Here is a 24,703-nt window from a genome sequence, read left to right as displayed (position 1 = left end):
ATAGATAAATTCAATATAATTTCCGTAATGGATTTCAACAAAATCTACCTTAATTTATAATTTATTTAATTTATTCGAAGATTTTGTTCTAATACTCAATTTTATTCATATATTTTAAACTCCTTTCATAACATCATTCCTTGGTCATTAAGTAGTCTGTTCCATAAAAACTATTTCCTTTGTAATCCCAGCCTATAAAAGCTTTTACTCCTTCGCCAATTGGAATAATCTCTGTGTACCCTGATGTTAAGACTGATTATAAATACAAATATGAAAACTATCTTTATTCCCCTCATCTCTACACCTCCAAAGAGGTTATCACTTCTTAAAAAAACTTTTAAATGTTTTGATTTATTTAGTTGTTTTTCATAGAAACAATGGGATGGTTCTATCGTTTCCTTTTTTTAGGTCTTATATAGTATATTTAAACTATTCTGTATAATACGAAATATTATAATTAATAGAAAAATTTATATACTTCAAAGGCTTGGTTTATAGTTTCCGATGGTATTGAAATAAGTTCATAAGTAGTAGGACCTATATGATAAAATACAAGAATTTTTTTAATTTCATTTCCGCTAGCATCAATAAATATTAAACCTGATTTAGTTGAGCCTTGACCTTTTAAAAAAATTTCTCCCTTATATACATTGTCATTTCCTAAGTATGCTTTATACACATATATGATGTTTTCAGATCTACCTTCATAAATTGATATTTTACCTTGAAAATATTTATGAAATTTTAATCCATCAATTATAGTATAAAAATTCCAATTGATATTTGCCTTTACATGTGTATATTCATTTATTTCATCTAAATTAATATTTAAAAATTCTTTATTAATAGTTGAATACCTTATTGCTTGAAATCGCTTATTAATATGAATTGGTTGAATATATAAATAAAAAAGAGTCATTATAATTAACAAAATAACTAGTGCAATTCTTAAAATCCACAATCTTCTATCTATCAAAATTTACCTCCTTTTAGAACTTTCTAAGTTATTAATGGTAAAAAAGTTGAAAAAGACAAATAAAGAAATAAGCTATATGTTTCAAAGAGACCATTTGTTTGAATGGAGAACCATTTTAGGTAATGCTTTAATTGGATTAGAAATACAGAAAAAAGTAAACAAAGAAACAAAAAAATATGTAGAAAAGCTCCTTGATACATATGGACTAGGAGATTTTAAACACCATTACCCAAGCCAGCTTTCAGGTGGCATGAGACAAAGAGCTGCTTTAATTAGGACATTGGCTGTAAAACCTGATATTCTCCTTTTAGATGAACCTTTCTCTGCTCTCGATTATCAAACTAGACTTGCTATTGCAGATGAAATAGGAACTATACTGAAAAAAGAAGAAAAAACTGCAATAATGGTTACGCATGATATAGCAGAAGCTATATCTATAGCAGACAGAGTTGTAGTATTATCTAAAAGACCAGCAACAATTAAAGATATAGTTAATATTGAATTAACCTGCCCAGATGGTATTAGAACACCTATGCGAAGTAGAGAAGCTCCTGAATTTAGGTACTACTTCAATAAAATATGGAAGGAGCTGGATATTCATGTCTAAAGAGCATGAAGAATATATCAAAAAACTTAAAAAGAGAAAAATGACTATTAAAATTACTCAAATTGCAATAATCATTGTTTGCATGGTTTTATGGGAGATTTCAGCCAGACTAGGATGGATAGATACATTCCTTACAAGTTATCCATCTGAAATCTGGAACTTGTTTATAAAGCTCTTGAAAAACGGTTCTCTATTTGAGCATATAGGAATTTCTGTTATGGAAAATGTATTTGGTTTTACTATCGGAACTATACTAGGTATTCTAGTAGCTATACTTCTATGGTGGTCAGATTTTATTTCAAAAGTATTAGACCCGTATCTTGTAGTATTAAATAGTTTACCTAAAACCGCATTAGCACCAATTTTAATACTTTGGGTTGGTGCTGGATATACTGGTATTATAGCAACTGCAATTGCTGTATCTATTATCATAACTATCATGAATGTGTATAACGGCTTTAAAGAAGTAGACGAAGATAAAATAAGAATGTTAAAAACCTTTGGCGCAACTAAATTTCAAATATTAAAAAAAGTCATAATACCTGCAAGTGTACCTACAATGATTAGTTCTTTAAAGATTAACATTGGTCTATCTTGGGTCGGAGTTATTGTTGGAGAATTCTTAGTATCAAAAGCAGGTATCGGCTATTTAATTGTATATGGTTTTCAAGTATTTAAATTAGATTTAGTAATGATAAATGTATTCATTTTAGCAATACTCGCTGCTGTAATGTATCAAGGAGTTGCGTTTATTGAAAATAAATTCATGAAATGGAAACAATAGATAATAAATCTAATTTATTTCTAATTTGCTGTAAATATTCAGTATATTTTTTTTCTATTGTGCAAAGAATAAATATAAAGATTTAGTTAAAAGTTATAAGTTATTCAAAAAAATAAAGGTCAGGAATAATCCTGACCTTATTAAATTCTTATAATCCATAGGAAATTATATACATTATTAAATTGTAGATAATTAAAATATAATTTCCGTAATGGATTTCATCAAAATCTTCTTTAATTTATTTTATCAAAAATTTTGTTCTTAATTTTAAAAGTTGAGGTGTGAAGTATGAAAAAAACAAAAAATAACAACTTACAAGCCCCTGAACCTGTTGAATTGAAAAATATAGCTGAAGTAAAAGAACAAATGGGGGCATTATACACTGATATAACACCAGAAGGATATACTAATATTACTAGTGGAGAAAATACAATGCCTTATACTCATACTTCTTCCACTATAAACGGTGACTTTTATATGAACTATCCAGAACTATTTAACTTTAACTACGAAATTTCTACTGTTCATCCATTTAGATATAAAAAATAACAAAATCTTCGATTTAAACAAATTATTAAGCATAAAAGCAACCAAAATTTGGTTGCTTTTAATTACTTTAATATCTTTCTTAATAAGTTAATCTTACCTTTATATGGTGGATATCTAAGAGGAATATCTATCAAATTAGATTTTTTTAAAACACTTTTTTTATGTGAAAAAGTATCAAAACTCGCTTTACCGTGATAGCTACCCATGCCACTATTACCAACACCACCAAAAGGAAGATAAGGTGTAGCAAGGTGCACTATAGTATCATTTATACACCCTCCACCAAAAGAAATCTCTTTTATTACACGTTCCTGCTTTTCTTTATCATTTGAAAAATAATATAAAGCTAAAGGCTTAGGATGTATATTAACAGTTTCTATTACTTCATCTAATTCTTCAAACACCAATAGAGGTAAAATAGGTCCAAATATCTCTTCCTGCATTACAGAATCTTCCCAAGTTACATTATCTATTATTGTCGGTGCAATATATAGTTTTTCTTCGTCAAAATCTCCACCATATAATATATCTCCATCTTTCAATAGATTTTTTAATCTATTAAAGTGCTTTATATTAATGATTCTTGTATAATCTTCACTTTTTAAAGGATTTTCTCCAAAAAATCCTTTTATAAACTTAACAGCACTCTTTATAAAATGGTTTTTTATATTCTTGTGAAGATATAGATAATCAGGAGCTACACAAGTCTGTCCAGCATTTAAAAACTTCCCCCATACAATTCTTTTTGCAGCTAAATCAATATCTGCATCTTCATCTACTATACATGGACTTTTTCCACCTAGTTCTAGTGTAACAGGTGTTAAATACTTTGAAGCAGCTTCCATTACAATTTTGCCTACATTAACACTACCTGTAAAGAAAATATAATCAAACTTTTCTTTAAGAAGAGCCTTATTTACCTCAATTCCCCCTTCAACTACAGCTATAAATTCTTCTTCAAAGTTTTCCGAAATAATTTTAGAAATTATTTTAGAAGTATAAGGAGCATACTCAGAAGGTTTTATAATAGAACAGTTTCCAGCAGAAATAGAACCTATAAGTGGAGCCATCACTAGTTGAAACGGATAGTTCCAAGGAGCAATAATCAAAGTTACGCCATAAGGTTCTGAATAAATGTAACTATTTGATATAAATTGAGTTATTGGAGTTTTTACCTTTTTAGGTTTAGCCCAAGATCTTAAATTTTTTATAACATATCTCATTTCATCTAATACAATTCCTATCTCTGTTTCGTACCCCTCAAAATCGGACTTTTTCAAATCCTCTTTTAAAGCCTTTAAAATCAGCCTTTCATTTTCTATTATTGCTCTTCTCAATACTTTTAACATATTAATTCTAAAATCTATATCTAAAGTAATACCTTTTCTAAAATATTCTCTCTGTTTATCAATTATTTTTTTTATTTCCTCCATACTAAACTCCCCTCATCTATAATAGAAAAACTTTCTATATTAATATACATATTACCCATAAAAAAGTAAATTAATCTTTTTCAAACCACTTGAAGGATTTACTAATATTTTGTCGAATATTTTTGATATTGTGTAACATTTGATATGTTAGGAGGATTAAATTGAAAAATCTAAAGCTAAAAACAAAACTTATTCTTGTAATTATCACACTAGTATTTTTATCTTCAGCAGCATCTGGATTAATTTCTTATTTTAATCAGAAAGATGTTATTTTACATGAGTTAGAAGATACTAGTAGTAATCTATCTAAAATTTTATCAAATCAAATTGAAACATTTCTATACGAAAAAATTAAATTATTAGAATCAATTTCTAACCTTGAGGGTATTACTTCTTTAGACAGAGACTCACAAACTAAAATATTAAAATCCATTCAAGCTAAGCAAAAAGACCTTTCTTTACTATTTGTAACCAATTTAAAAGGTTATCAAATAGCAAGGTCCGATGGTAAAACTATCTATTCAGATTTATCTAAACGTCAGTACATAAAAGATGTAAAAGAAAAAAAGAAAACAGTAATAAGTAATGTTTTGATTTCAAGCATCACTGGTAAACCTTCTATTGTAATAGCAACCCCTATTTTTGATAGTAACAACAATATAACAGCTATTTTAGGTGCTTTTGTAGATTTAAGTTCTATTGAAAAGTTTAGAAAAGAAATAACTATTGGTAAAACAGGTTTCGGTTTTGTTGTAGATTCTGAAGGTAAAATACTTGCTCATCCAAATAAAAATATAGTTGAAGAAAGGAAATCATATTCTGATATAGCTCCTGTAAAAGAAGTTCTTAAAAATAAAATCGGAACTACAACATATAAAATTGATGGTATAAAATACTATGGTTCATATAGACCTGTACCTATTCTTAATGGAGGAGTAATAGTTCAGCAACCTTATAAAGAAGCTTTTGCACCACTTAATAATGTCAGATTATTTACATTTATAACAACAATTATAATTATTTTAGCTGCATCAGCAATTGGATACGTATTTTCATTGAGTATAACAAAACCAATAGCAAAATTAGTCTTTTTTGCTAACAGATTATCTGAAGGAGATTTAACTCAAAATATAGATATAAAAAGCAAAGATGAAATAGGGAAACTAGCTTTTGCTTTTAAAGAAATGAATAATAACCTTAAAAATTTATTAAATAACATCAATATAGCTTCTGAAAAAGTTAATAAAGCAGCGTTAGATCTTTCAGAATCTTCATCTCAAGTCAGTGAAATATCAGATCAGATAGCTGTAGCAATTGATGAACTTGCTTCTGGTAGCAGCGAACAAGCTACTAGCATTGAAAATACATCTAATTCTGTTAATGAAATAGTAAAATCTATTGAAACTATTTCTGATAAATCAATAGAATCTGCTAAACTATCAAATGAATCCAAATTATTAGCTGACCGTGGAATTGAAATAATTAATAATCAAAATAGCAAACTTAAACAAAGTGCTGAATCAATTAGAAATGTTTCTAATTCAATAGAAAACCTAAATAAAAAATCTGAGAAAATTAGTCAGATAACAAATCTTATAAGCTCTATTTCAGAACAGACAAATTTACTAGCTTTAAATGCTTCTATAGAAGCAGCCAGAGCAGGCGAAGCAGGACGTGGATTCAGCGTCGTTGCCGATGAAATAAGAAAATTAGCAGAACAATCTCAAGATTCTGTTGAACAAATAAACAGTATATTAACAGATATGATCAATGACATAAAAAATGTTGTATCAGTTACAAGAGATACATTAGAAATTTTTAAAGAACAAGAAAGTCTTAGCCAAAATACAACTGATGCATTTTATCAAATTTCTGATTCTATAAATAGAATATTAAATCAGGTTAATGATATTGCTGAAGCTATTGAAAAGGTTAAAGATGAAACTAATAATATGGTAGATGAAATTCAAAGTATATCAGCTGTTTCAGAAGAATCAGCTGCAAGTGCTGAAGAAGTAGCAGCTTCAACTCAAGAGCAATCAGCTTCAGTTCAACAAATATCTGCTGCAGCACAAGAATTAGCTGAACTTTCTCTTAACCTTGAAGAAGAAGTAAGAAAATTTAAGTTTTAAAAAAAGAATGGCACAAAGCCATTCTTTTTTTAAAATCTTATTTTTACTTCATCAAATAAACCTTGTATCTTTTTTTCTATTTCCAATAACTCTTGCCTTGAATAAGATGTAAATCTTCCTTGTCCAGCTAATACTGTTTCTCTATCTTTAAAATTCTGGATAATATATCTTCTAGCCCCACTGATATTTTTTGAAATCTCTAAAATATCATCTTGAGCTAATAATTCTTTACATACAGTAGTCCTAAACTCATAATCAATGTTGCTATTTTTAAGCAATCTAATGCTTTCCTGTATTGAATTTATATCTACCATCACACCAGCCACACTACTATATTTAGATAAGGGAGCTTTAACATCCATCGCTATATAATCTATTAATCTTAAATCTAAAAGCTTTTCAATTACATTAGGATTAGTTCCATTTGTATCAAGTTTTACGAGATATCCTATATCCTTTACTTTTTTTATGAAACTTACTAATCCTTTCTGTAAAGTCGGTTCTCCACCAGATATACACACAGCATCTACCATTTTCTTTCTATTTTTTAAAAACTCTAATATATCTCTTTCTAAAATAAATTCTCCTTCGTTTTTAACAAGCGAAGAATTATGGCAAAATGGACATCTAAAATTGCATCCTCCTGTAAATAATACAGTACAAATTTTATCAGGGTAATCAATAAAAGAAGATTTTTGTAATCCTTTAAAATTCATAATAGCACCCTCTATAATTATCGTCATTGGTCGTTCGTCATTCGCTATTCGCCAAATTTAAAACGAAAAGCATAAACTTTCATAAAACTTTTCACATTATCCACCAATCGCAATTAAAGAATTATCATCTTTAACCCTATCGTTTAGTATACTATAATTCGCATCAAATTCTAATCTATCTTTATATTCCTCTTTTTTACCCTTATTCCATGACTGGACTGGACGGTGAAAACCAACAACCCTAGTCCATACCTCAGCTTCTTTTCCACATTCTGGACAGTTAAAATGTTCTCCACTTATATAACCATGTTCAGGACAAATACTATATGTCGGTGTTATTGTAAAATAAGGAATTTTGCTATTTTCAAACACTTTCTTTATTAAAGTCTTAACTACCTCAACACTCTCAATTTCTTCTCCTATAAAGCCATGAAAAACTGTTCCTCCAGTATATAAACTCTGTAATTTATCTTGTAATTCAACAGCTTCAAAAATATCTTTTGTATGACCTACAGGAAGTTGAGTTGAATTTGTATAATACGGCTCTTTATCTCCTTGAGTAAATATCTTTGGATAAAGCTTTTTATCCATTCTTGCAAATCTATATGATGCACTTTCAGCAGGCGAAGCTTCTAAATTCCATAAGCTTCCCGTTTCTTCCTGGAAAATTTGAATTACTTTATTCATAAATTCCATTATTTCAATTGCAAATTCATTTCCCTCTTCAGTAGTTATATCTTTACCCAATAAGTTTACACAAGCTTCATTCATTCCATTAAGCCCTATTGTACTAAAGTGATTTTTAAAATACTCCCCTTCTGCATCCTTAATACTCTGTAAATAGAATTTAGAATATGGATACAATCCAGCTTCCATATACCCTTCTAATACTTTTCTCTTTGTTTCGCATATCTCTTTGGCTAATTCCATAAGCTCTCTAACTCTTGTTTTGAATTCTTCCTTGTTATTTGATAAGTAACCTATTCTAGCCATATTTAATGTTACTACATTTATAGAACCTGTCAAAGGATTAGCTCCAAACAGCCCTCCACCTCTTCTTCTTAATTCACGGTTATCTAATCTAAGTCTACAACACATACTTCTAACATCTTCAGGCGACATTTCACTATTTATAAAATTAGCAAAATAAGGAGTACCAAACTTTCTAGTCATCTCCATAATTAAGTTTACAACCTCAGAGTCCCATGGAAAATCCTTTGTTATATTTATTGTAGGTATCGGGAAGCTGAAACTTCTTCCAGCACCGTCTCCTTCCATCATAACTTCGCAAAGCGCCTTATTAAACATATCCATTTCCTTTTGAAATTCTCCATAAGTTTTTTCCATGCGTTTACCACCAATTATAACAGGCATATTTTTAAGCATAGGATGAGGTGTAATATCTAAAGTTATATTAGTAAATGGCGTCTGAAAACCTACTCTAGTTGGTATATTTAAGTTGAAAACGAAACTCTGTACTATTTTTTTAACCTGTTCATAAGTTAATCCATCATAGTAGATAAATGGTGCAGCGTAAGTATCAAGCGAGCTCACAGCTTGTGCCCCAGCAGCCTCCCCCTGTAAAGTATACAGCCAGTTCACAATCTGTCCTAAAAATGATTGGAAATGTTTCGCAGGCTTAGACTCAATCTTTCCAGATGCACCTTTAAACCCATGAATCAATAGTGCTTCAAGATCCCAACCACAGCAATATGGAGCCAATAAACCTAAATCATGTATATGTAAATCTCCGTTAATATGAGCATCTCTTAATTCTTTTCTATAAATTTTATTAAGCCAATACTTCTTAGTTATAGATTCAACAATATGATTATTTAGCCCCTGTAAACTGAATCCCATATTTGCATTTTCATTAATTCTCCAGTCTTCTAAAGATACATATTCTTCAATCATCTTTTCCGCATCCATGAAAAGATTTTTAACATCTCTTAATTCTTCATGTTTTTTTCTGTATAATATGTACGCCTTAGCTGTTTTAGCATGCCCTTCTTCTATAAGCACTTTCTCAACAATATCTTGTATGTCCTCAACAGTAGGTATCCCAGCACCAAAAGCTTCTTCCAATATGTTAGCTGTCATCTCAGCTAATCTTCTTGCCTCTTCCCTATCATCTCCCCCTACAGCTTTTGCAGCAGCAAAAATTGCATTCTCAATTTTTTGAATGTCAAAATCAACAATGTTTCCGTTCCGTTTCTGAACTCGAGCTACCAAGTAATCAACCCCTTTATATTGTGGTGTATCCTTAATTAATACATATATATAGTATATATACATATACCATTTTAAAATAATAACTACTTTTTTTCAATCAGACTTTAAACTTAGATTTATAAATAAATAAAGTTAGTAAAACAGAACTATACTTTTCTTTATTTTTTTTAATCTATCCTTATATAATCATTTCGTCAAAAAATATACAAATCCCTAAGCAAAATTACTGCTTAGGGATTATCAAATTATAATTTCCTATGGATTATAAAAACCCAATTTCAAAATAGTTATATATTCTTCAAATTCAATCATCATCTTATTTATATCTTTTATAACTTCATCCTCTCTACCCTTATACATTACAGTAAATCTTTTTATAATACCCTCCAAGGTAAAGAGTAAAATTTCAATAGCTTTATTTATATCAATATCATTTCTAAATTTTCGAGTATCAATATTCTCCATAAGAATTTTCAAGTACTTATTATATTTTTGATAATATCTTACTTTAATTTCTTCTTCTAACTCTTCAGGAGGTGAAATAAAAACCTTCACTAAAAAATTATATACTACTGGATATTCGCTAGCAAACTTAATCTCCATCAAACTCCATTTTAGCACCCTGTCAAAAACATCTCCTGAATTCTCTTCCTTAATATACTCATCAAACTTTTTTTCTACATCATTTAGAACATAATCAAATACATAAAGAAATAATTTTTTCTTGCTTCCAAAATAGTGAAATAAAATACCTTTTGATATGCCAGCTCTTTCAACTATTTTATTTGTTGATGCCTTTTCATATCCATTTTTTGCAAATTCCTCAATGCAAATATTAATTATTTTTTCTTTCTTCTCTTTAGGTAATCTTTCAAATTTACTTGACAAGTTATTACTCCTTCCTAATTTGCTTTATCTTCGTCCCTTCTTTAATCTCCTTGTCTGGCGATAGTATTACTAAGTCACCTTCTTTTAAACCAGAAATAACTTCTACAACATCATCATTCTTAAGACCTAAATTAACCTTCCTTAGTTTCGCTGTATCCTCTTCAACTACATAAACATAATCTTCTCCCTCAAAGTCAAAAACTGCACTTTCTGGAACAACTATTACATTTTGTCTTTTATCTGCAACAAATTTTACATCTACCTCATATCCAACTTTTAAAGTTGGTATTTTTGTCAATAAATCTATATCAACCTTTACTCTTTTTTGTTCTATACCTAAATCAGATATTTTGCTAAATGCCTTTGGATATATCTTTTTTACTTTCCCAGATCCATTTATGTTAAGCTCATCACTATAAACAATAACCTGAGTATCTTTATTTATTTTATCTATTTCATCTACTAATACATCAGCCTGTAGATAAATATCCTCATTATCTCCTATCTCCAGTACAGGAGTCCCTATTTGCAAATAATCCCCTTCTTTAATATTCAAATCTAATATCATTCCATCAACTGGTGATTTAATAAAATAATCATCTCTTGTTCTATATAATTTATCTATTTGATATTCTAACTCTCTAATTTGAGCTAAATATTGTTCTTTAATATTGGAAGACACTCCTTTTTTTATTTGCTCCAGTTCATTTTCAGCTATTTGTAATGATTCTTTCTGTAAATTCAAATTATCAAGAGCAGTTTTATATTGGTCAAAGCTTATAGCACCACTTTCGTATAACTTTTTGCTATTCTCATAATTTCTCATAGCCTCATCTAGTAAAATTTTTGCTGAACGCACTCTAGCTTCAGCTTGATTTATTAGTTCCTTGTCTGGTTCCTTTACTGCCTCCTTATATGTTGCTTTTAAAGCTTCTAATCTAGCTTTTAAACTTTTAATTTCAAGTTCTATATTATCTGTGTTAATTATTACTAATATATCACCTTTTTTAACTCTATCTCCTACTTCGACCTTAATTTCATCAACATCACCCATTATTTTTGAATATATCATTCTATCACTCTCAGACTTAACTTGTGCTGTTTCATCAATATATTCAACAATATCACCTTTACTTACCTTATATACTTCTGCTTCTTTAGCCTTTCCTATAGAGTTAGCAATAACAAAAGCAGAAATAACTAATATAATTATTACACCTATTATTAAACCCTTTTTCTTCATTTTAGGACCCCCTCTATGAAATTCTATTTTTCAGTGCTTCAATAAAATCTAATCTATTAATTTTCCTTAGAGTAAATAATTGAGCTAATGTAACAAATAGCATTGTCAATAAAATAGCTCCTATATACGTCAATAATGAAGTTTGAACATCCATAGTATACATTTCTGTACTATATACTTCTTCTAACATCCTTATCATATACTGACCAATTGGCAATCCGATTATTATCCCCAAAATCGTCATAACCCTATTTTCTCGGGAAAGCATATTATAAATATCTCTTTTAGAAAATCCCATTACTCTAAGTGATGAAAACTCTAATCTTCTTTCATTAATACTCATTACCGTTGAATTATATACTATAGCAAAACCTAAAACTCCACCAAAAAGTGTCATTAAACTAACTGAATACATAGTTAAATCTAAAAACTGCTTAAAAACATCTTTCATATCTTGTAAAGATTGAATAGATGTAATATTACTCATATTCTCTAGCTTACTCTTTACATTATCATCAGAATTTAAATACACACCTGTTATCACATTATTATCTACCAATTTTTCTTCCATTTCATCTATATTCATGTATCCATTTATACCAAGTGATTGTTTTATTATGCCTGAAACACGCAAATATACATCTTCTTTGTCTGGAATAAAATTCTTTATTTTTACATTATCACCAACTTCTACTCCTAAATACTTAGCTAACCCTTCGGTCAGGAAAATACCTCTATCTTTTAAAGATATAACATCACCATCAATGTTAGTAAATTTATAAAATCTAGTATCTTTTTGAAGACCAATTATGTTTACAACTTTACTTTTATGCCCATATTCAATTTCAAACGGATATTCTATTTTAGGCTCAATATGATCTACATTTATAATGTTTTTTATATCTTTTATGACCTTTTTATTTAATGGCTTACTAAAACTTATATTATACTCCATTCTCTGGAATTCACCATAATGAGTACTAAACATTGATACAAAAGCATCTCTAGCACTCAAAGGTAGAAAAGTCACACTATATGTTAGAGCTATCCCTAGAGTTATAAAAATAAATCTTTTTTTATTTCTAAATATATTTCTTAATACCATTTTCCATGTAAATGTCAACCTACTCCATAGTACACTTACTCTATCAATGAAAATTCTACCTCCAGATTTCGGTGGCTCTGGTCTCATAGATTCTGCTGGAAGAATTTTTAAAACTTTTTTTCCTCCCCATAATCCTGCTATAATACAAAAAATCATCGAAAGAACAACAGCTGATACCATATATTTGTAATAAAAATTCATCTTAAGCATTGGTATATTAAAAAATTTAATATACATCTTTGCCATATACCCTGAAAGTATAGTTCCTAAAATAACACCAAATATAGCACCGATAAAACCTACTAGTAATGAATATTTTGTATAGTGTAATATTAACTGAATATTTGTATATCCAAGTGCCTTCAACACTCCTATTGATGTCCTTTCTGCTCTCACCATTCTTGACAGCATTACAGCCATAATTATTGCAGCTACTCCTAAAAATATTAAAGGAATTGTACTTGAGGATTGCCTTAAACCTTTAATTTCTTCAGAAACAGCCCAATTACTTAATTGTTCATCTTTTGTTATAATTCTTTTCACTCCATATTTATCTAGTTCATTCTCTATTTTTTTCTTTAAATTGTTTAAATTTACTCCCTTTTTTGCTTTTATTATTATTTCGTTATAATTCCCTCTAAAACCAAAACTATCTTGTGCAAATTCTTTAGTTACATACATCACTCCGAATTTTTTTGGTGAAGGTAAAAAGCTCTGCTCATTTTCCATTAGATAAATGTATTCTGGACTACTTACTACACCCTTTATAGATAAATTGTAAGTTTTGCCTGATATTTGTGGCTTTAGGATATCTCCTATTTTCATTTTTCTGGCATCTGCAAATTGTTTTATCACTAAGCAATCTTTATATTTGTTATCAATATTTTCTCCTCTCATCATATAAAGTGAATTAATACCATTAATTTCATCTGGTTTAGAAATTATTCTTACCTTAACTCTTTCATCTTTATCTCTTACTTTTATAGGTACATCAAAAACTATTCTACCTTCGACAAATTCAATGTCCTTCATCTTCTTTAGATTGTCAATAGCTTTTTCTGGTGCTTTAACTACTTGTACATATAGATCTGCAAAATTAGTTATGTCATAATAATAATTTATGGTACTTTCTAAATTTACTGCTGCCATGCTTAGAGCTGTATATACTGTAAGCCCAACAATAATAACTAAAGTTACAGCAATAAACTGCCCTTTTGAATTTTTAATACTTCTTAAAAGCTTTAAATTAAGTTTTTTCATTACCATTCAATCCTTTCAGGCTCAACTGGATTAGGATTAACTCTATTTTCTAAAATTCTTCCACTTCTCATCTTTATTACTCTATCTGCCATGTTGGCAATCGGTGAGTTGTGCGTTATAACTACAACTGTTTTTTTATAAATTTTATTAACTTTGTTTAATAGTGAAAGAATTGATATTCCTGTTTTAAAATCTAATGCTCCTGTTGGTTCATCACATAATAAAATTAATGGATTTTTAGCAACTGCTCTTGCAATTGCAACTCTTTGCTGTTCTCCTCCACTCATTTGAGATGGGAAATGATTTTTTCTATCTCCAAGACCTACATCTTCTAATATTTGATCAATATCTAAAGGTCTACTGCAGATTTCTGTAGCTAGTTCAACATTCTCTTTAGCAGTTAAATTAGACATTAAATTATAAAATTGGAATACAAAGCCTATTTTTTCTCTTCTGTACTCAGTTAACTGTTTTTCATTATAGCTAGTAATTTCTTCATCTCTTAAGAAAACTTTACCTTTTGTCGGCTTATCCATCCCACCTAGTATGTTTAATAAAGTACTCTTACCTGAACCACTCGGACCTAAAATTACTACAAATTCTCCCTCATAAATATCAAAAGATACATCCTGCAGGGCTTTTACTTGAACTTCACCCATTTGATAAAACTTACTCAAATTTCTTACTTTCATAATTATTTCATTATGCATTCTCTCACCCCTATCACTCCTTTGACCACCTGGTCAATTCATAACTATTTTACCATTTATTAACTATGTAGTCAATACTTTAATCTACAGTGAACGCAAGAGAAAATTTAAAATTGAAAATTAAAATAGTAAAAGCTGAAAGGTAACCCTTTCAGCTTTAATCAGAAAAAGCTCTATTGTTTTTTCTCTTTAAAAAATCCACTAAAGTAATTATTCCACTTATTGCTACATTCAAATAATATGTTATCATCCTCCATAAGAATATAGCATAAGGCAGCATAGCTGCTCCAAAGAATCCTTTAAAAAACAAATAAAATCCACCTTCAGAAGTTCCTACTCTACCAGGAGTAGGCATATATGAAACTGCAACATCTAATAGCGACTGTATTGAAATAATATCCAAAAGTGAAGCTTTATTAAATCCCATAGACAGATATATAAAGTAAGTTATACTAAAATATACGGTTATTTGAACAAGTGTAAGAAATGATATTTCTAGTGAAATTCTTTTATTTTCCTTAATCTTATCAATACCTATCATATATTCATTTAAGTGTTCTTCAAAACTAAGTACAATTTTTTCTAAATTTTTTATGATTTTAACTTTATGTAGTAAATATAGAACAATATTTATCAACTTCTTAGTAGTATTTTGATTAAAAAATAAAGTTATCAAAGCTATTGTTCCAAAAAGCCTTATAACAATACCTATTGCAAAAAAAGGTAATATCATTTTTAAATTCTTATAAATAAAACTTAACTTAATGATAAACATAAATACAGAAAATAATGTTACAACAATTTGAAATATAATAAATTTGACTAATAAAATAGATGTTGATATTCCAATAGGTATAGATTCATTAGCCATTACATAAATCTGTGCAGGCTGACCACCACTTGAAAATGGTGTAATATTATTATAGTACTGCCCAATCATAGTAAATTTTATTGATTTTAATAAACTTGATTTCGAATTAATCATTTTTGTTAAATAATATATTATCAATCCATCAATTACCCAATAAAAGACCATACATAACATACCTATTAAGAGATATATTTTATTTATTTTTAATAATAATAAAGGTATTTCCGTTATCCTATTTTCTCCCAATATTAAAGATATTGTAATTACTATTAAAATCGCTACCAAAAGATAGTTTAAGATTTGCCTTTTCATAGACTTCTCCTAACCTTTTAGTTTTTCATTTTATTACTAATTCCATTTTAAACCGTTTATAAATATTTTATTACTTTCTGAAAATATATACAACTTTTTTGCAATTATTTCTAATATTAGACTAAACTGTTGTATTTTACTCCATCTAAAAAACCCTCCAAAATCAATTCTGGAGAGTTCCTGTTTCTACAGACCATGGTTCAGGATCATCTAAATCACAATAGCCTATACTAGTTCCAATATTAATAATCAATGTTAATATGACTATAAGTAAAATAAGTAGCCTTTTTATTTTCATTAAAATCCCCCCTTCACCTCGTATTAACCTAACACTGTCAAGATTTACTAAATAAATCCCTTATCTTATATATATCTTTATCCACAAGATATTTGCATAATTTAACAATTAATACCTCTATTCCCTTTACTTCATCATTTTTATTGATAAATTTTACCATCTCATCTATTATACTTTTATCCTCTATACTTACTGAACTCACGATAAAAATATCTATCAGCTTACAGTATGTTTCTATTAATAAAGACATATCCCCTTTATTCTTTGCAATATCTGATAATTCCAATAAATACTTTTTTGCTTTACTATACTTGCCAACTTCAAATAATTTATCAATAAATGATTTAATAGTAGAAATTAAATATATACTATTTATTTCTTTTCTTATCCTTAAACTTTTCTCTAAAAACTCAATTGATTTATCAATATCTTTTAATTTATAATATACTTCACCCATATTATTATAAGCTGAAGCCATTTTCTCCAAATTATCATTTTTCTTAGATAAATCTAATAGCTGCTTATATATTTTAAGACCTTCTTCAAATCTTCCAATTTCAATATAAATATTCCCTTTTAGCAGCAGAACATCCATATAGTTGGAATTTTGTGAAATTTTAAATTCTGATACAAGCTTATCCAAACAATTTAAACTTTCTTCATACGATTTTATTTTATATAAAGCTAATGAATTGTTAAATAAAATACGTTTTCTGAGGCTCTTATCTAATACTTTAAAATCTTCCATAATAGATAAAGCATACTCATTCAAACTAATAACCCCTTCATAATCTCCTCTTTTTAATAAACATCTCCCTACCTTTGTGCAAACGTTAGCCAATTTTCTAAAATCATTTAATCTAAAATAATTGCCTATAGCCTTCATATAATAGAATTTGCTTTTATGATAATTTAACTTAGTAAAAAAATAATCCCCAGCTAAATCATAAATAGCTGCTTTTTTCGAAGGAATATCCCATTTTCTTAATAACTCTTCAGCTATATAAAGTTCTTTTAAAAACTCACTTGATGAATTTTTTATTTTAGTTTTTAAAATCTCTATAATCGTGTTTAACTTGTAAGAAACCTGCTTTTTTTCATCAGCTAAAAGATAATCTGCATCAACTTGATAGTCTAAGTTTTTTCTTTGTAATATCTTTCTTAAATTGTTAGCTAGAACTTTAGCAGTTTCATTACTCAGTTTAACCTTACCATTCTCTATATAACTAATCAAACTTCTGTCAATACCATCTCCTGCCAACTCTTTTTGATTGATCTTCAAAAACTTTCTTATTGCTTTAATCTTTTCATGGGTAGGTAAAATGGTATCTTCCAAAATGTACACTCTATCAATCCCCTCATAGTCAATAATTAAGACTTTATAATCCATAGGAAATTATATGCCTTGTTAATTTTCACTGATTTAAAATATAATTTCCGTAATGGATTTCAACAAAATCTTCCTTAATTTGTTTGAATCGAAGATTTTGTTCTATTATTGATTTACCCTAATTTGCAATTAACTAACTATTTTTCATTAGTCTATCATTTATATTTCTAAGTGTAAATAGTATTTAAACTTACTATCGACTTGTCCTTTAACTTACCAAAATTTTCTGATAAAATATAATTGGTAGCATATTATATGGGGGAGTGGAATAATGGTATGTTTTCTAAGTTATTTGCAAACAAAAGAAATATTCTAATAGCTTCTATTTTAACACTTTTATCTCTAATCTTAATATTTACCGTCATAGTCAAAAACAACAATAACTCTGTAACTGTTTCAGCAAATCAAAACATTACTGCTTACAAAGTTTCTATAAATAATATCGACATTGGATTTGTAAAAAATAAGGATATTATAAATAATTTAGTTAATAAAATAAAAGAAGAAATTGAACAGATAGATAATACTGAAATATACATTGATAATAACAAATTCTCTTTCACTGAAGTTGCTATAAATAATAATGAAATAACACCTTTAGACTTGCTCAAAAAAAGAATTATTGATAACTTAAAATACGAAGTAGAAAGCTACTGTATATCTATAAATGGTGAAAAAATAGTATATCTTAGCACTAAAGATGAAGCAAAAAAAATATTAGATGATATCAAATCAATGTACATACCTGATATAAGCAGTGATAAAATTGTACTTAATAGCGTCGAAATAATAGAAGATGTAAAAATTATTCCTGTAAAAATAAGTCCAGATAAAATACTAAGCTACGAAGACACTATTAAATACCTACTCAACGGTACAACTGAAGAGAAAATATACGAAGTTAAAAAGGGCGATAATCTATGGACAATAGCAAAAAACTATAAAATGTCAGTCAATGATATTGTCAAAGCTAACCCAGGTATAAATCCAGAACTAATACATATTGGAGATAAAATCAATCTAATTGTACCAAAACCTTTTTTAACTGTTATAGTTGATTATACTAAAACTTACGAAAAAAACATTCCGTATAAAGTAGTTGTAAAAAAAGACTCAAGTATTTATAGAAATATATACCTAGTTAAGAAAAGTGGTAAACTAGGAAAAAAAGAAATAACTGCAAAAATTATAACTGTAAATGGGCAAATTGATAGTAAAGAAATAATATCTGAAAAAGTATTAGAAGAACCAGAAGTAAAGATAATAGTTCAGGGTACTAAAAGATTACCAGAAGATAATTTATTAGTCGCATTCTTACCTGAGGGTAAAGGTATAGTTACTTCAAGATTTGGTATGAGATGGGGAAGGCATCATGATGGTATTGACGCCGGCGTTCCAGTTGGAACACCAGTATATGCAATAATGCCTGGTGTTGTTACTTATTCAGGCTGGAAATCTGGTTATGGGAAAATTGTAATAATAGACCACGAAAACGGATATGAAACATATTATGCACACAATAGCAAATTACTTGTTAAAAAAGGTGATAGAGTTGCCAGAAGACAAAAAATAGCATTATCAGGCAATACAGGTAGAAGCACTGGCCCCCACGTTCATTTTGAAATACATAAAGACGGTAAACTATTAGACCCATTAAAATATTTAAAAGGTTATTATGGTAAATAAAGGAAGGTTTTGAAACCTTCCTTTTTTAATCTAATTTCTTCTTAAATCTAAATGATGCAACAAGTAAAAGCAAAATACCCATTGCAGATAAAATAGACACTTCTCTCCATAAATAATCCATACCTATTCCCTTTAATATTATACCTCTTAAAATCTTTAAAAAGTACGTAAGCGGTATAAAATAGCCAATAAACTGAATTATCTTAGGCATAGCCTCTCTTGGAAAAACAAATCCCGATAATAACACGCTAGGTAATAAAAACAAAAAAGCCATTTGCATAGCTTGAAGCTGATTTTTAGCAACAGTAGATACAAGCATTCCAATAGCCAATGCACATATAACAAAACCAAATCCTAACGCAATCAATAGCAGTAAATTACCTCGTACAGGTACATTAAACCAATACGAACCAAAAAATAGTGCTATCAAGAATTCAGATGAACCAATAAGAATGTATGGTATCATCTTGCCTAATATTAATTCCCAAGATTTAACAGGAGTTACAATCAGCTGCTCTATAGTTCCTTTTTCCTTTTCTCTTACAAGTGCAAATGCAGTCAGCATTACTGTTATGTTTTGCATAATAAGTCCTATAAGTCCTGGAATGGTGAATTTTGGAGTCTCTAAATTTGGATTGTACCATACCCTAGTTCTCATATCTATTCCACCTAAAATCTGTGCAGTCATTCCTCTGAGCTTTGAATTTTTTTGCTGTATCTTAATGGAATAAATCTTAGAAATCAATAGACCGCTTTGAAGTGCTGTTCTAGCAACTGTAGGATCAGTTCCATCAATAATCAACTGTACTTGAGGACTTTTACCTCTTTTTAATTCTTTTGAAAAACCTGCTGATATGACTATTGCTGACTTAACATCTCCAGAATCAATTAGTCTTTCAATATCTTTAATACTATTTACATAAATATTAGGTTTAAAATAATTTGACTGTGCAAATTTCTCTATAAGTTCCCTACTTTCTTGGGTTTTATCTTGATCATATACTGCCATACTTATATCATCAACCTCAGTATTTACCGCATATCCAAAAATAAGCATAAACATAACAGGCATAACTAATGCAATTCCTAGGCTTGCTTTGTCTCTTTTTATATGTATAAACTCCTTCTTGACTATCGATAATAATCTATTTAGGCTCACTTTCTTTCACCCACTTCCCCACTGTGGATAAATCTCATTTCGTTAAAGGATGAATTTACTTTCTGCCCAGTTTCTTCTTCTACATAACTTATAAAAGCATCTTCTAAATTTTTAACATTTCTACTCTTTATAATTTCTTTTGGAGTACCAGTAGCTAATATTTTACCACTAAATATAAATGCTATTTCATCACAGCTTTCAGCTTCATCCATATAATGAGTTGTAACCAAAATTGTTATACCCTGCTCAGCTAATTTATAAATAAGTTCCCAGAATACTCTTCTTGAAACCGGATCAACTCCTGCAGTAGGCTCGTCCAGTATTAACAGCATTGGCTTGTGTATTAGTGCACACCCTAAAGCTAATCTCTGCTTCCAACCTCCTGAAAGATGTGCTGCCAATGTTTTTTCTTTACCTTCAAGTCCAGCCATCTTTATTAACTCTGCCATTCTCTCGTTCTTAACCTTCTTAGGTAATGAATAAATACTTGCATAAAAAGATAAATTCTCTAATACTGTAAGGTCTTCATATAAACTAAACCTTTGAGACATATATCCTATATTATGCTTTATTTTTTCAGATTCTTTATATATATCAAAACCTAAAACTTTACCTTCTCCACTAGATGGCGTTATAACTCCACAAAGCATTCTTATCGTTGTAGATTTTCCAGCTCCATTTGGACCTAACAGACCGTATATTTTTCCCTTTGGAATTTTTAAATCAATCTTATCTACAGCAGTAACACCTTTAAACTTTTTTGTTAAGTTCCTTGTCAATACTGCAAACTCTTCTGTCATTTCACGTCACCATCCAAATGAACATCTACAAGCATACCTGGCTTCAATTCAGAAAGCTTATCTATCAACTTAATCTTCACAGCAAAAACAAGTTCTTCTTTACTTTCTTTTGATTCAACATTCCTAGGTGTAAATTCTGCTTCTGGAGAAATATATACAACCTTACCTCTTATTTTCTTATCTTTATAATCTAATGTAAGCAGCACTTCTTGATTTAATGAAACTTTGTGAAGCTCCTTTTGAGGAACGTAAATCTTAACCCAAAGGTTGTTTAAATCAACAATTGTCGCTATATTACTACCTGCAGATACTAATTCTCCTTTATTATAATTTATTGTCTGTATAACTCCATCTACAGTTGAAACTACATCTCCTTTTGATATTTGATATTTTAAAAGCTCTATCTTTGCATTTATACTTTCAACCTTTGCTTTTGCTATATTTAATTCCTCTACAGTAGGTCCGTTCAATAATAATTCTAGCTGTGTCTTTGATTGTAAATATTTCTTTTCTAAACTCTGAACTTTTGTATATGAGCTATCTAATAAGGCCTTTGCATCCCTTACCTGCTGTTCTGATGCACCAGAATTTTTATAAAGGTCATTTATTTTGTTATAATTTTTGAGCCTATATTCATACTCATCCTTTGCACCTTCTAACAGTACTTTAACTTCTTCTAGACTAACTTCAGCTTTTCTTATTTCTTCACTTCTTGCTCCTGCTTTTATTTTATCAAGCTGTGCTTCTGCCATTTTCAATTCAGCTTCCACTTGCTTAAGCTGTAAACTTAAACTTTTTGTATCAACTTTAGCAATCAAGTCTCCTTCTTTTATTGATTCTCCTTCATGAACTAAAATATCATTTAAAACTCCACTTACTTCAGTACTTATATCTATTTCATCTCCCTCTATAAAACCTGTATATACAATCTCATTATTTTCTTGTATACTACAACCTATAAATAAAATTGCAAACAATATAGTAAATAATAAAAATCTTACTTTCATCTAACCCCCCCTAAAGCTATTATAATTTTAAGCAATTAGAAATTTTAAACTAAAATATTTCACATGATAATTATATTCCAAAATATATATTAGTCAAATTTAGCTAGTATTTTTTTCTAATAAATCTTAAAATTTTTTATTATATCTGATATAATTTAATTGAAGGATTTTTATTTTTTTGTTTGTTATGCAACCGTTTGCATTTGTATTTCGTAAAAGGCAGGTGAAATAATGAAACAGTATTTTAAAATTGATGAATGGAACATTATAGAAGAAAATCTACACCCAGAAGAAAACAGGATCTATGAAAGTGTAATGAGTCTTGGAAACGGTCATATGGGTATTAGAGGAAATTTCGAAGAAGATTATTCAGGTGATACTCTGCAAGGTACATATATAGCAGGAGTATATTATCCAGATAAAACTAAGGTAGGCTGGTGGAAAAACGGATATCCAGAATACTTTGCTAAAGTACTAAATGCTACAAACTTTATAGGTATAAAAGTATTAATAAATGGAGTAAATATTGATTTAGCTAAAATCAAAGTCAAAAACTTTAGTCGTATACTTAATATGAAAAATGGTTACCTCTTAAGAAGCTTTACAATAATAGATTCTGAAAATAGAGAAACTAAAATCGAAGTAAAAAGATTTTTAAGTATGTCTGAGTTAGAAATAGCAGCTATATCTTATAGTATCACTCCATTAAATCATGATGCTGAAATTACTTTAATCCCGTATCTTGATGGTGACGTCTCAAACGAAGATTCTAATTATAATGAAAAATTCTGGCTAGAAGTTAACAAATCTGTTGATGTGGGACAAGGCTTATTAACTATGAAAACAAAAAAACTAGATTTTCATGTAACTTGTGCAATGAAATACGATATAAAAGAAAATGGTAATGATACTAACAAAGAAATTGAACTTATAGACAAAGAAAAATACGTTGGAAATAAAGTATCTTTTACAGCTTCTAAAGGAAAAACTTATACATTGTATAAGTACATCTCAGTTACAACAAACCGAGATTATGATACTGAAAATATCGAATCTGAAGCAATTAAAAAAGTTAATAATGCATATTCAAAAGGATTTGATGTTCTATTAAATGAACATATCTTAGCTTGGGAACGTATTTGGAAAGAAAGTGATGTAGTAATCGAAGGTGATGTCAAAGCACAACAAGGGATTAGATTTAATATTTTTCAACTAAATCAGACTTATACTGGTCATGACCCAAGACTTAATATCGGACCAAAAGGTTTTACTGGTGAAAAGTATGGTGGCAGCACTTATTGGGACACAGAAGCCTTCTGTTTTCCATTCTACCTAAGTACTAGTGACCAAAGTATAGCTAGAAATTTACTTATATACAGATACAATCACTTAGAAAAAGCAAAAGAAAATGCTAGAAAGCTAGGCCTAAAAGGTGCTCTTTATCCTATGGTTACTATGAATGGAGAAGAATGTCATAATGAATGGGAAATAACCTTTGAAGAAATTCATAGAAATGCAGCTATATCATATGCAATATTTAATTATGTAAGATATACCGATGATAAACAATATCTTCTAGATTATGGATTTGAAGTATTAGTTGAAACAAGCAGATTCTGGGCTGATAGAGTTAATTATAACCCTAGAAAAGATAAATATATGATTTTAGGCGTTACAGGCCCTAACGAATACGAAAACAATGTAAATAATAACTGGTATACAAATACAATGGCTGCATGGAATTTAGAATATACTCTAGAGGTTATGAAGTATATAAAAAATGAGCATCCTGATAAATTTGAAGAATTAAAAAATAAACTTAAGTTACAAGAGGAAGAAATAGAAAAATGGCAAGATATAATAGATAAAATGTACTATCCATATGTAGAATCATTAGGAATATTTGAGCAGCAAGACGGTTACATGGACAAAGAACTTCTTAATGTTAAGGATATTCCAAAAGAAGAATTACCAATAAATAAACATTGGTCATGGGATAGAATACTACGTTCTTGTTTTATTAAACAGGCAGACGTAATACAAGGGTTATATTTCTTAAATGACAGGTTTGATTTAGAAACTAAGAAAAGAAATTTTGATTTCTATGAACCAAAAACTGTACATGAATCGTCATTATCACCATGTATATACTCAATTATAGCCAGTGAAATTGGATATGAAGAAAAAGCATATGAACTATATTTAAGAACAGCAAGGTTAGACTTAGACAACTATAACAAAGATACTGATGATGGACTTCATATAACAAGTATGTCTGGAAGTTGGCTAGCAATAGTCCATGGATTTGCTGGAATGAGAATTAAAGATGGAATACTTAGTTTTTCACCTTTCATTCCAAAAGCATGGAATAAATATTCATTTAAGATAATCTTTAGAGAGCATCTGCTTAAAGTAACTGTAGATAAAGAAATAATAACAATTGAACAAGAAGAAGGCAATGTGCTTACTTTAAGAGTATATGATGAAGAATATACTATACCATCTGATAGTAAAATAACGATTAATATTAAAAAGGGGGCTTAAT

20 protein-coding genes are annotated in these 24,703 nt (G+C 28.9%); 6 read left to right on the top strand and 14 right to left on the bottom strand.

Going from position 1 to position 24,703, the window contains the following annotated elements:
- Positions 1-457 precede the first annotated feature (457 nt).
- Positions 458-976: a hypothetical protein gene (locus BFN48_RS05600; RefSeq protein WP_069649920.1), complete on the bottom strand. Its 519-nt coding sequence runs from the start codon at positions 974-976 to the stop codon at positions 458-460.
- Between the two features lie 46 nt (positions 977-1,022).
- On the opposite strand from BFN48_RS05600, the gene BFN48_RS05595 reads away from it, so the two are divergent.
- From BFN48_RS05595 to BFN48_RS05585, 3 genes are all read left to right on the top strand, one after another.
- Positions 1,023-1,583 carry an ABC transporter ATP-binding protein gene (locus BFN48_RS05595; protein WP_278287309.1) on the top strand — a complete coding sequence of 187 codons (561 nt, stop codon included), beginning with the start codon at positions 1,023-1,025 and terminating at the stop codon, positions 1,581-1,583.
- Complete coding sequence (locus tag BFN48_RS05590) at positions 1,576-2,367, top strand: ABC transporter permease (RefSeq protein WP_069649919.1); 792 nt, start codon at positions 1,576-1,578, stop codon at positions 2,365-2,367. The genes BFN48_RS05595 and BFN48_RS05590 overlap by 8 nt, the downstream gene beginning before the upstream one ends.
- Before the next feature lie 288 nt (positions 2,368-2,655).
- Positions 2,656-2,916, top strand: a complete 261-nt coding sequence (locus tag BFN48_RS05585) for a hypothetical protein (RefSeq protein ID WP_069649918.1) — start codon at positions 2,656-2,658, stop codon at positions 2,914-2,916.
- Positions 2,917-2,978: 62 nt separating this feature from the next.
- On the opposite strand, the gene BFN48_RS05580 is transcribed toward BFN48_RS05585, so the two are convergent.
- Positions 2,979-4,349 carry an aldehyde dehydrogenase gene (locus BFN48_RS05580; RefSeq protein ID WP_069649917.1) on the bottom strand — a complete coding sequence of 457 codons (1,371 nt, stop codon included), beginning with the start codon at positions 4,347-4,349 and terminating at the stop codon, positions 2,979-2,981.
- 161 nt (positions 4,350-4,510) lie between these two features.
- On the opposite strand from BFN48_RS05580, the gene BFN48_RS05575 reads away from it, so the two are divergent.
- Positions 4,511-6,481 carry a methyl-accepting chemotaxis protein gene (locus tag BFN48_RS05575; RefSeq protein ID WP_069649916.1) on the top strand — a complete coding sequence of 657 codons (1,971 nt, stop codon included), beginning with the start codon at positions 4,511-4,513 and terminating at the stop codon, positions 6,479-6,481.
- Positions 6,482-6,510: 29 nt separating this feature from the next.
- Here BFN48_RS05575 and BFN48_RS05570 read toward each other — a convergent pair whose 3' ends face one another.
- The 9 genes from BFN48_RS05570 to BFN48_RS05535 all read right to left on the bottom strand — a co-directional run bounded on the left by BFN48_RS05570 (position 6,511) and on the right by BFN48_RS05535 (position 17,506).
- Positions 6,511-7,197 carry an anaerobic ribonucleoside-triphosphate reductase activating protein gene (locus tag BFN48_RS05570; RefSeq protein WP_069649915.1) on the bottom strand — a complete coding sequence of 229 codons (687 nt, stop codon included), beginning with the start codon at positions 7,195-7,197 and terminating at the stop codon, positions 6,511-6,513.
- 96 nt (positions 7,198-7,293) lie between these two features.
- The gene (locus BFN48_RS05565; RefSeq protein ID WP_069649914.1) at positions 7,294-9,429 is read right to left on the bottom strand and encodes a ribonucleoside triphosphate reductase; all 2,136 of its coding nucleotides are present in this window, start codon (positions 9,427-9,429) and stop codon (positions 7,294-7,296) included.
- Between the two features lie 255 nt (positions 9,430-9,684).
- Positions 9,685-10,317, bottom strand: coding sequence for a TetR/AcrR family transcriptional regulator (locus tag BFN48_RS05560; protein WP_069649913.1), 633 nt, complete (start codon positions 10,315-10,317; stop codon positions 9,685-9,687).
- Positions 10,318-10,321: 4 nt separating this feature from the next.
- Positions 10,322-11,560 (bottom strand): efflux RND transporter periplasmic adaptor subunit, encoded by a 1,239-nt coding sequence (locus BFN48_RS05555; protein ID WP_069649912.1) that lies wholly within the window; start codon positions 11,558-11,560, stop codon positions 10,322-10,324.
- Between the two features lie 13 nt (positions 11,561-11,573).
- On the bottom strand, positions 11,574-13,925 hold the full coding sequence (locus BFN48_RS05550; protein ID WP_069649911.1) for an ABC transporter permease: 2,352 nt from the start codon (positions 13,923-13,925) through the stop codon (positions 11,574-11,576).
- Positions 13,925-14,635 (bottom strand): ABC transporter ATP-binding protein, encoded by a 711-nt coding sequence (locus BFN48_RS05545; RefSeq protein WP_069649910.1) that lies wholly within the window; start codon positions 14,633-14,635, stop codon positions 13,925-13,927. Before BFN48_RS05545 ends, BFN48_RS05550 begins: the two co-directional genes overlap by 1 nt.
- 157 nt (positions 14,636-14,792) lie before the next feature.
- Positions 14,793-15,818 (bottom strand): lysylphosphatidylglycerol synthase transmembrane domain-containing protein, encoded by a 1,026-nt coding sequence (locus tag BFN48_RS05540; RefSeq protein WP_069649909.1) that lies wholly within the window; start codon positions 15,816-15,818, stop codon positions 14,793-14,795.
- A 163-nt stretch (positions 15,819-15,981) separates the two neighbouring features.
- Complete coding sequence (locus BFN48_RS12775; RefSeq protein WP_278287308.1) at positions 15,982-16,116, bottom strand: hypothetical protein; 135 nt, start codon at positions 16,114-16,116, stop codon at positions 15,982-15,984.
- Between the two features lie 37 nt (positions 16,117-16,153).
- Positions 16,154-17,506 (bottom strand): tetratricopeptide repeat protein, encoded by a 1,353-nt coding sequence (locus BFN48_RS05535; protein WP_083238817.1) that lies wholly within the window; start codon positions 17,504-17,506, stop codon positions 16,154-16,156.
- A 276-nt stretch (positions 17,507-17,782) separates the two neighbouring features.
- Between BFN48_RS05535 and BFN48_RS05530 the strand changes: the two genes are divergently transcribed.
- Entirely contained in the window at positions 17,783-19,192 is a 1,410-nt protein-coding gene (locus BFN48_RS05530) for a peptidoglycan DD-metalloendopeptidase family protein (protein WP_176718823.1), read from the top strand.
- Between the two features lie 25 nt (positions 19,193-19,217).
- On the opposite strand, the gene BFN48_RS05525 is transcribed toward BFN48_RS05530, so the two are convergent.
- The 3 genes from BFN48_RS05525 to BFN48_RS05515 are packed head-to-tail and all read right to left on the bottom strand — an operon-like array spanning position 19,218 to position 22,158.
- Positions 19,218-20,351, bottom strand: a complete 1,134-nt coding sequence (locus tag BFN48_RS05525; RefSeq protein ID WP_069649906.1) for an ABC transporter permease — start codon at positions 20,349-20,351, stop codon at positions 19,218-19,220.
- Positions 20,348-21,151 carry an ABC transporter ATP-binding protein gene (locus BFN48_RS05520; RefSeq protein WP_069649905.1) on the bottom strand — a complete coding sequence of 268 codons (804 nt, stop codon included), beginning with the start codon at positions 21,149-21,151 and terminating at the stop codon, positions 20,348-20,350. Before BFN48_RS05520 ends, BFN48_RS05525 begins: the two co-directional genes overlap by 4 nt.
- The gene (locus tag BFN48_RS05515; protein ID WP_069649904.1) at positions 21,148-22,158 is read right to left on the bottom strand and encodes an HlyD family secretion protein; all 1,011 of its coding nucleotides are present in this window, start codon (positions 22,156-22,158) and stop codon (positions 21,148-21,150) included. Before BFN48_RS05515 ends, BFN48_RS05520 begins: the two co-directional genes overlap by 4 nt.
- Before the next feature lie 231 nt (positions 22,159-22,389).
- On the opposite strand from BFN48_RS05515, the gene BFN48_RS05510 reads away from it, so the two are divergent.
- On the top strand, positions 22,390-24,702 hold the full coding sequence (locus tag BFN48_RS05510; RefSeq protein WP_069649903.1) for a glycoside hydrolase family 65 protein: 2,313 nt from the start codon (positions 22,390-22,392) through the stop codon (positions 24,700-24,702).
- Position 24,703: the final 1 nt, after the last annotated feature.

It is taken from the genome of Caloranaerobacter ferrireducens, from assembly GCF_001730685.1.
GTDB lineage: Bacteria > Bacillota > Clostridia > Tissierellales > Thermohalobacteraceae > Caloranaerobacter > Caloranaerobacter ferrireducens.
The sequence above is the reverse complement of the archived record's forward strand: the minus strand, read 5'-3'. Positions and strand labels throughout refer to the sequence as shown.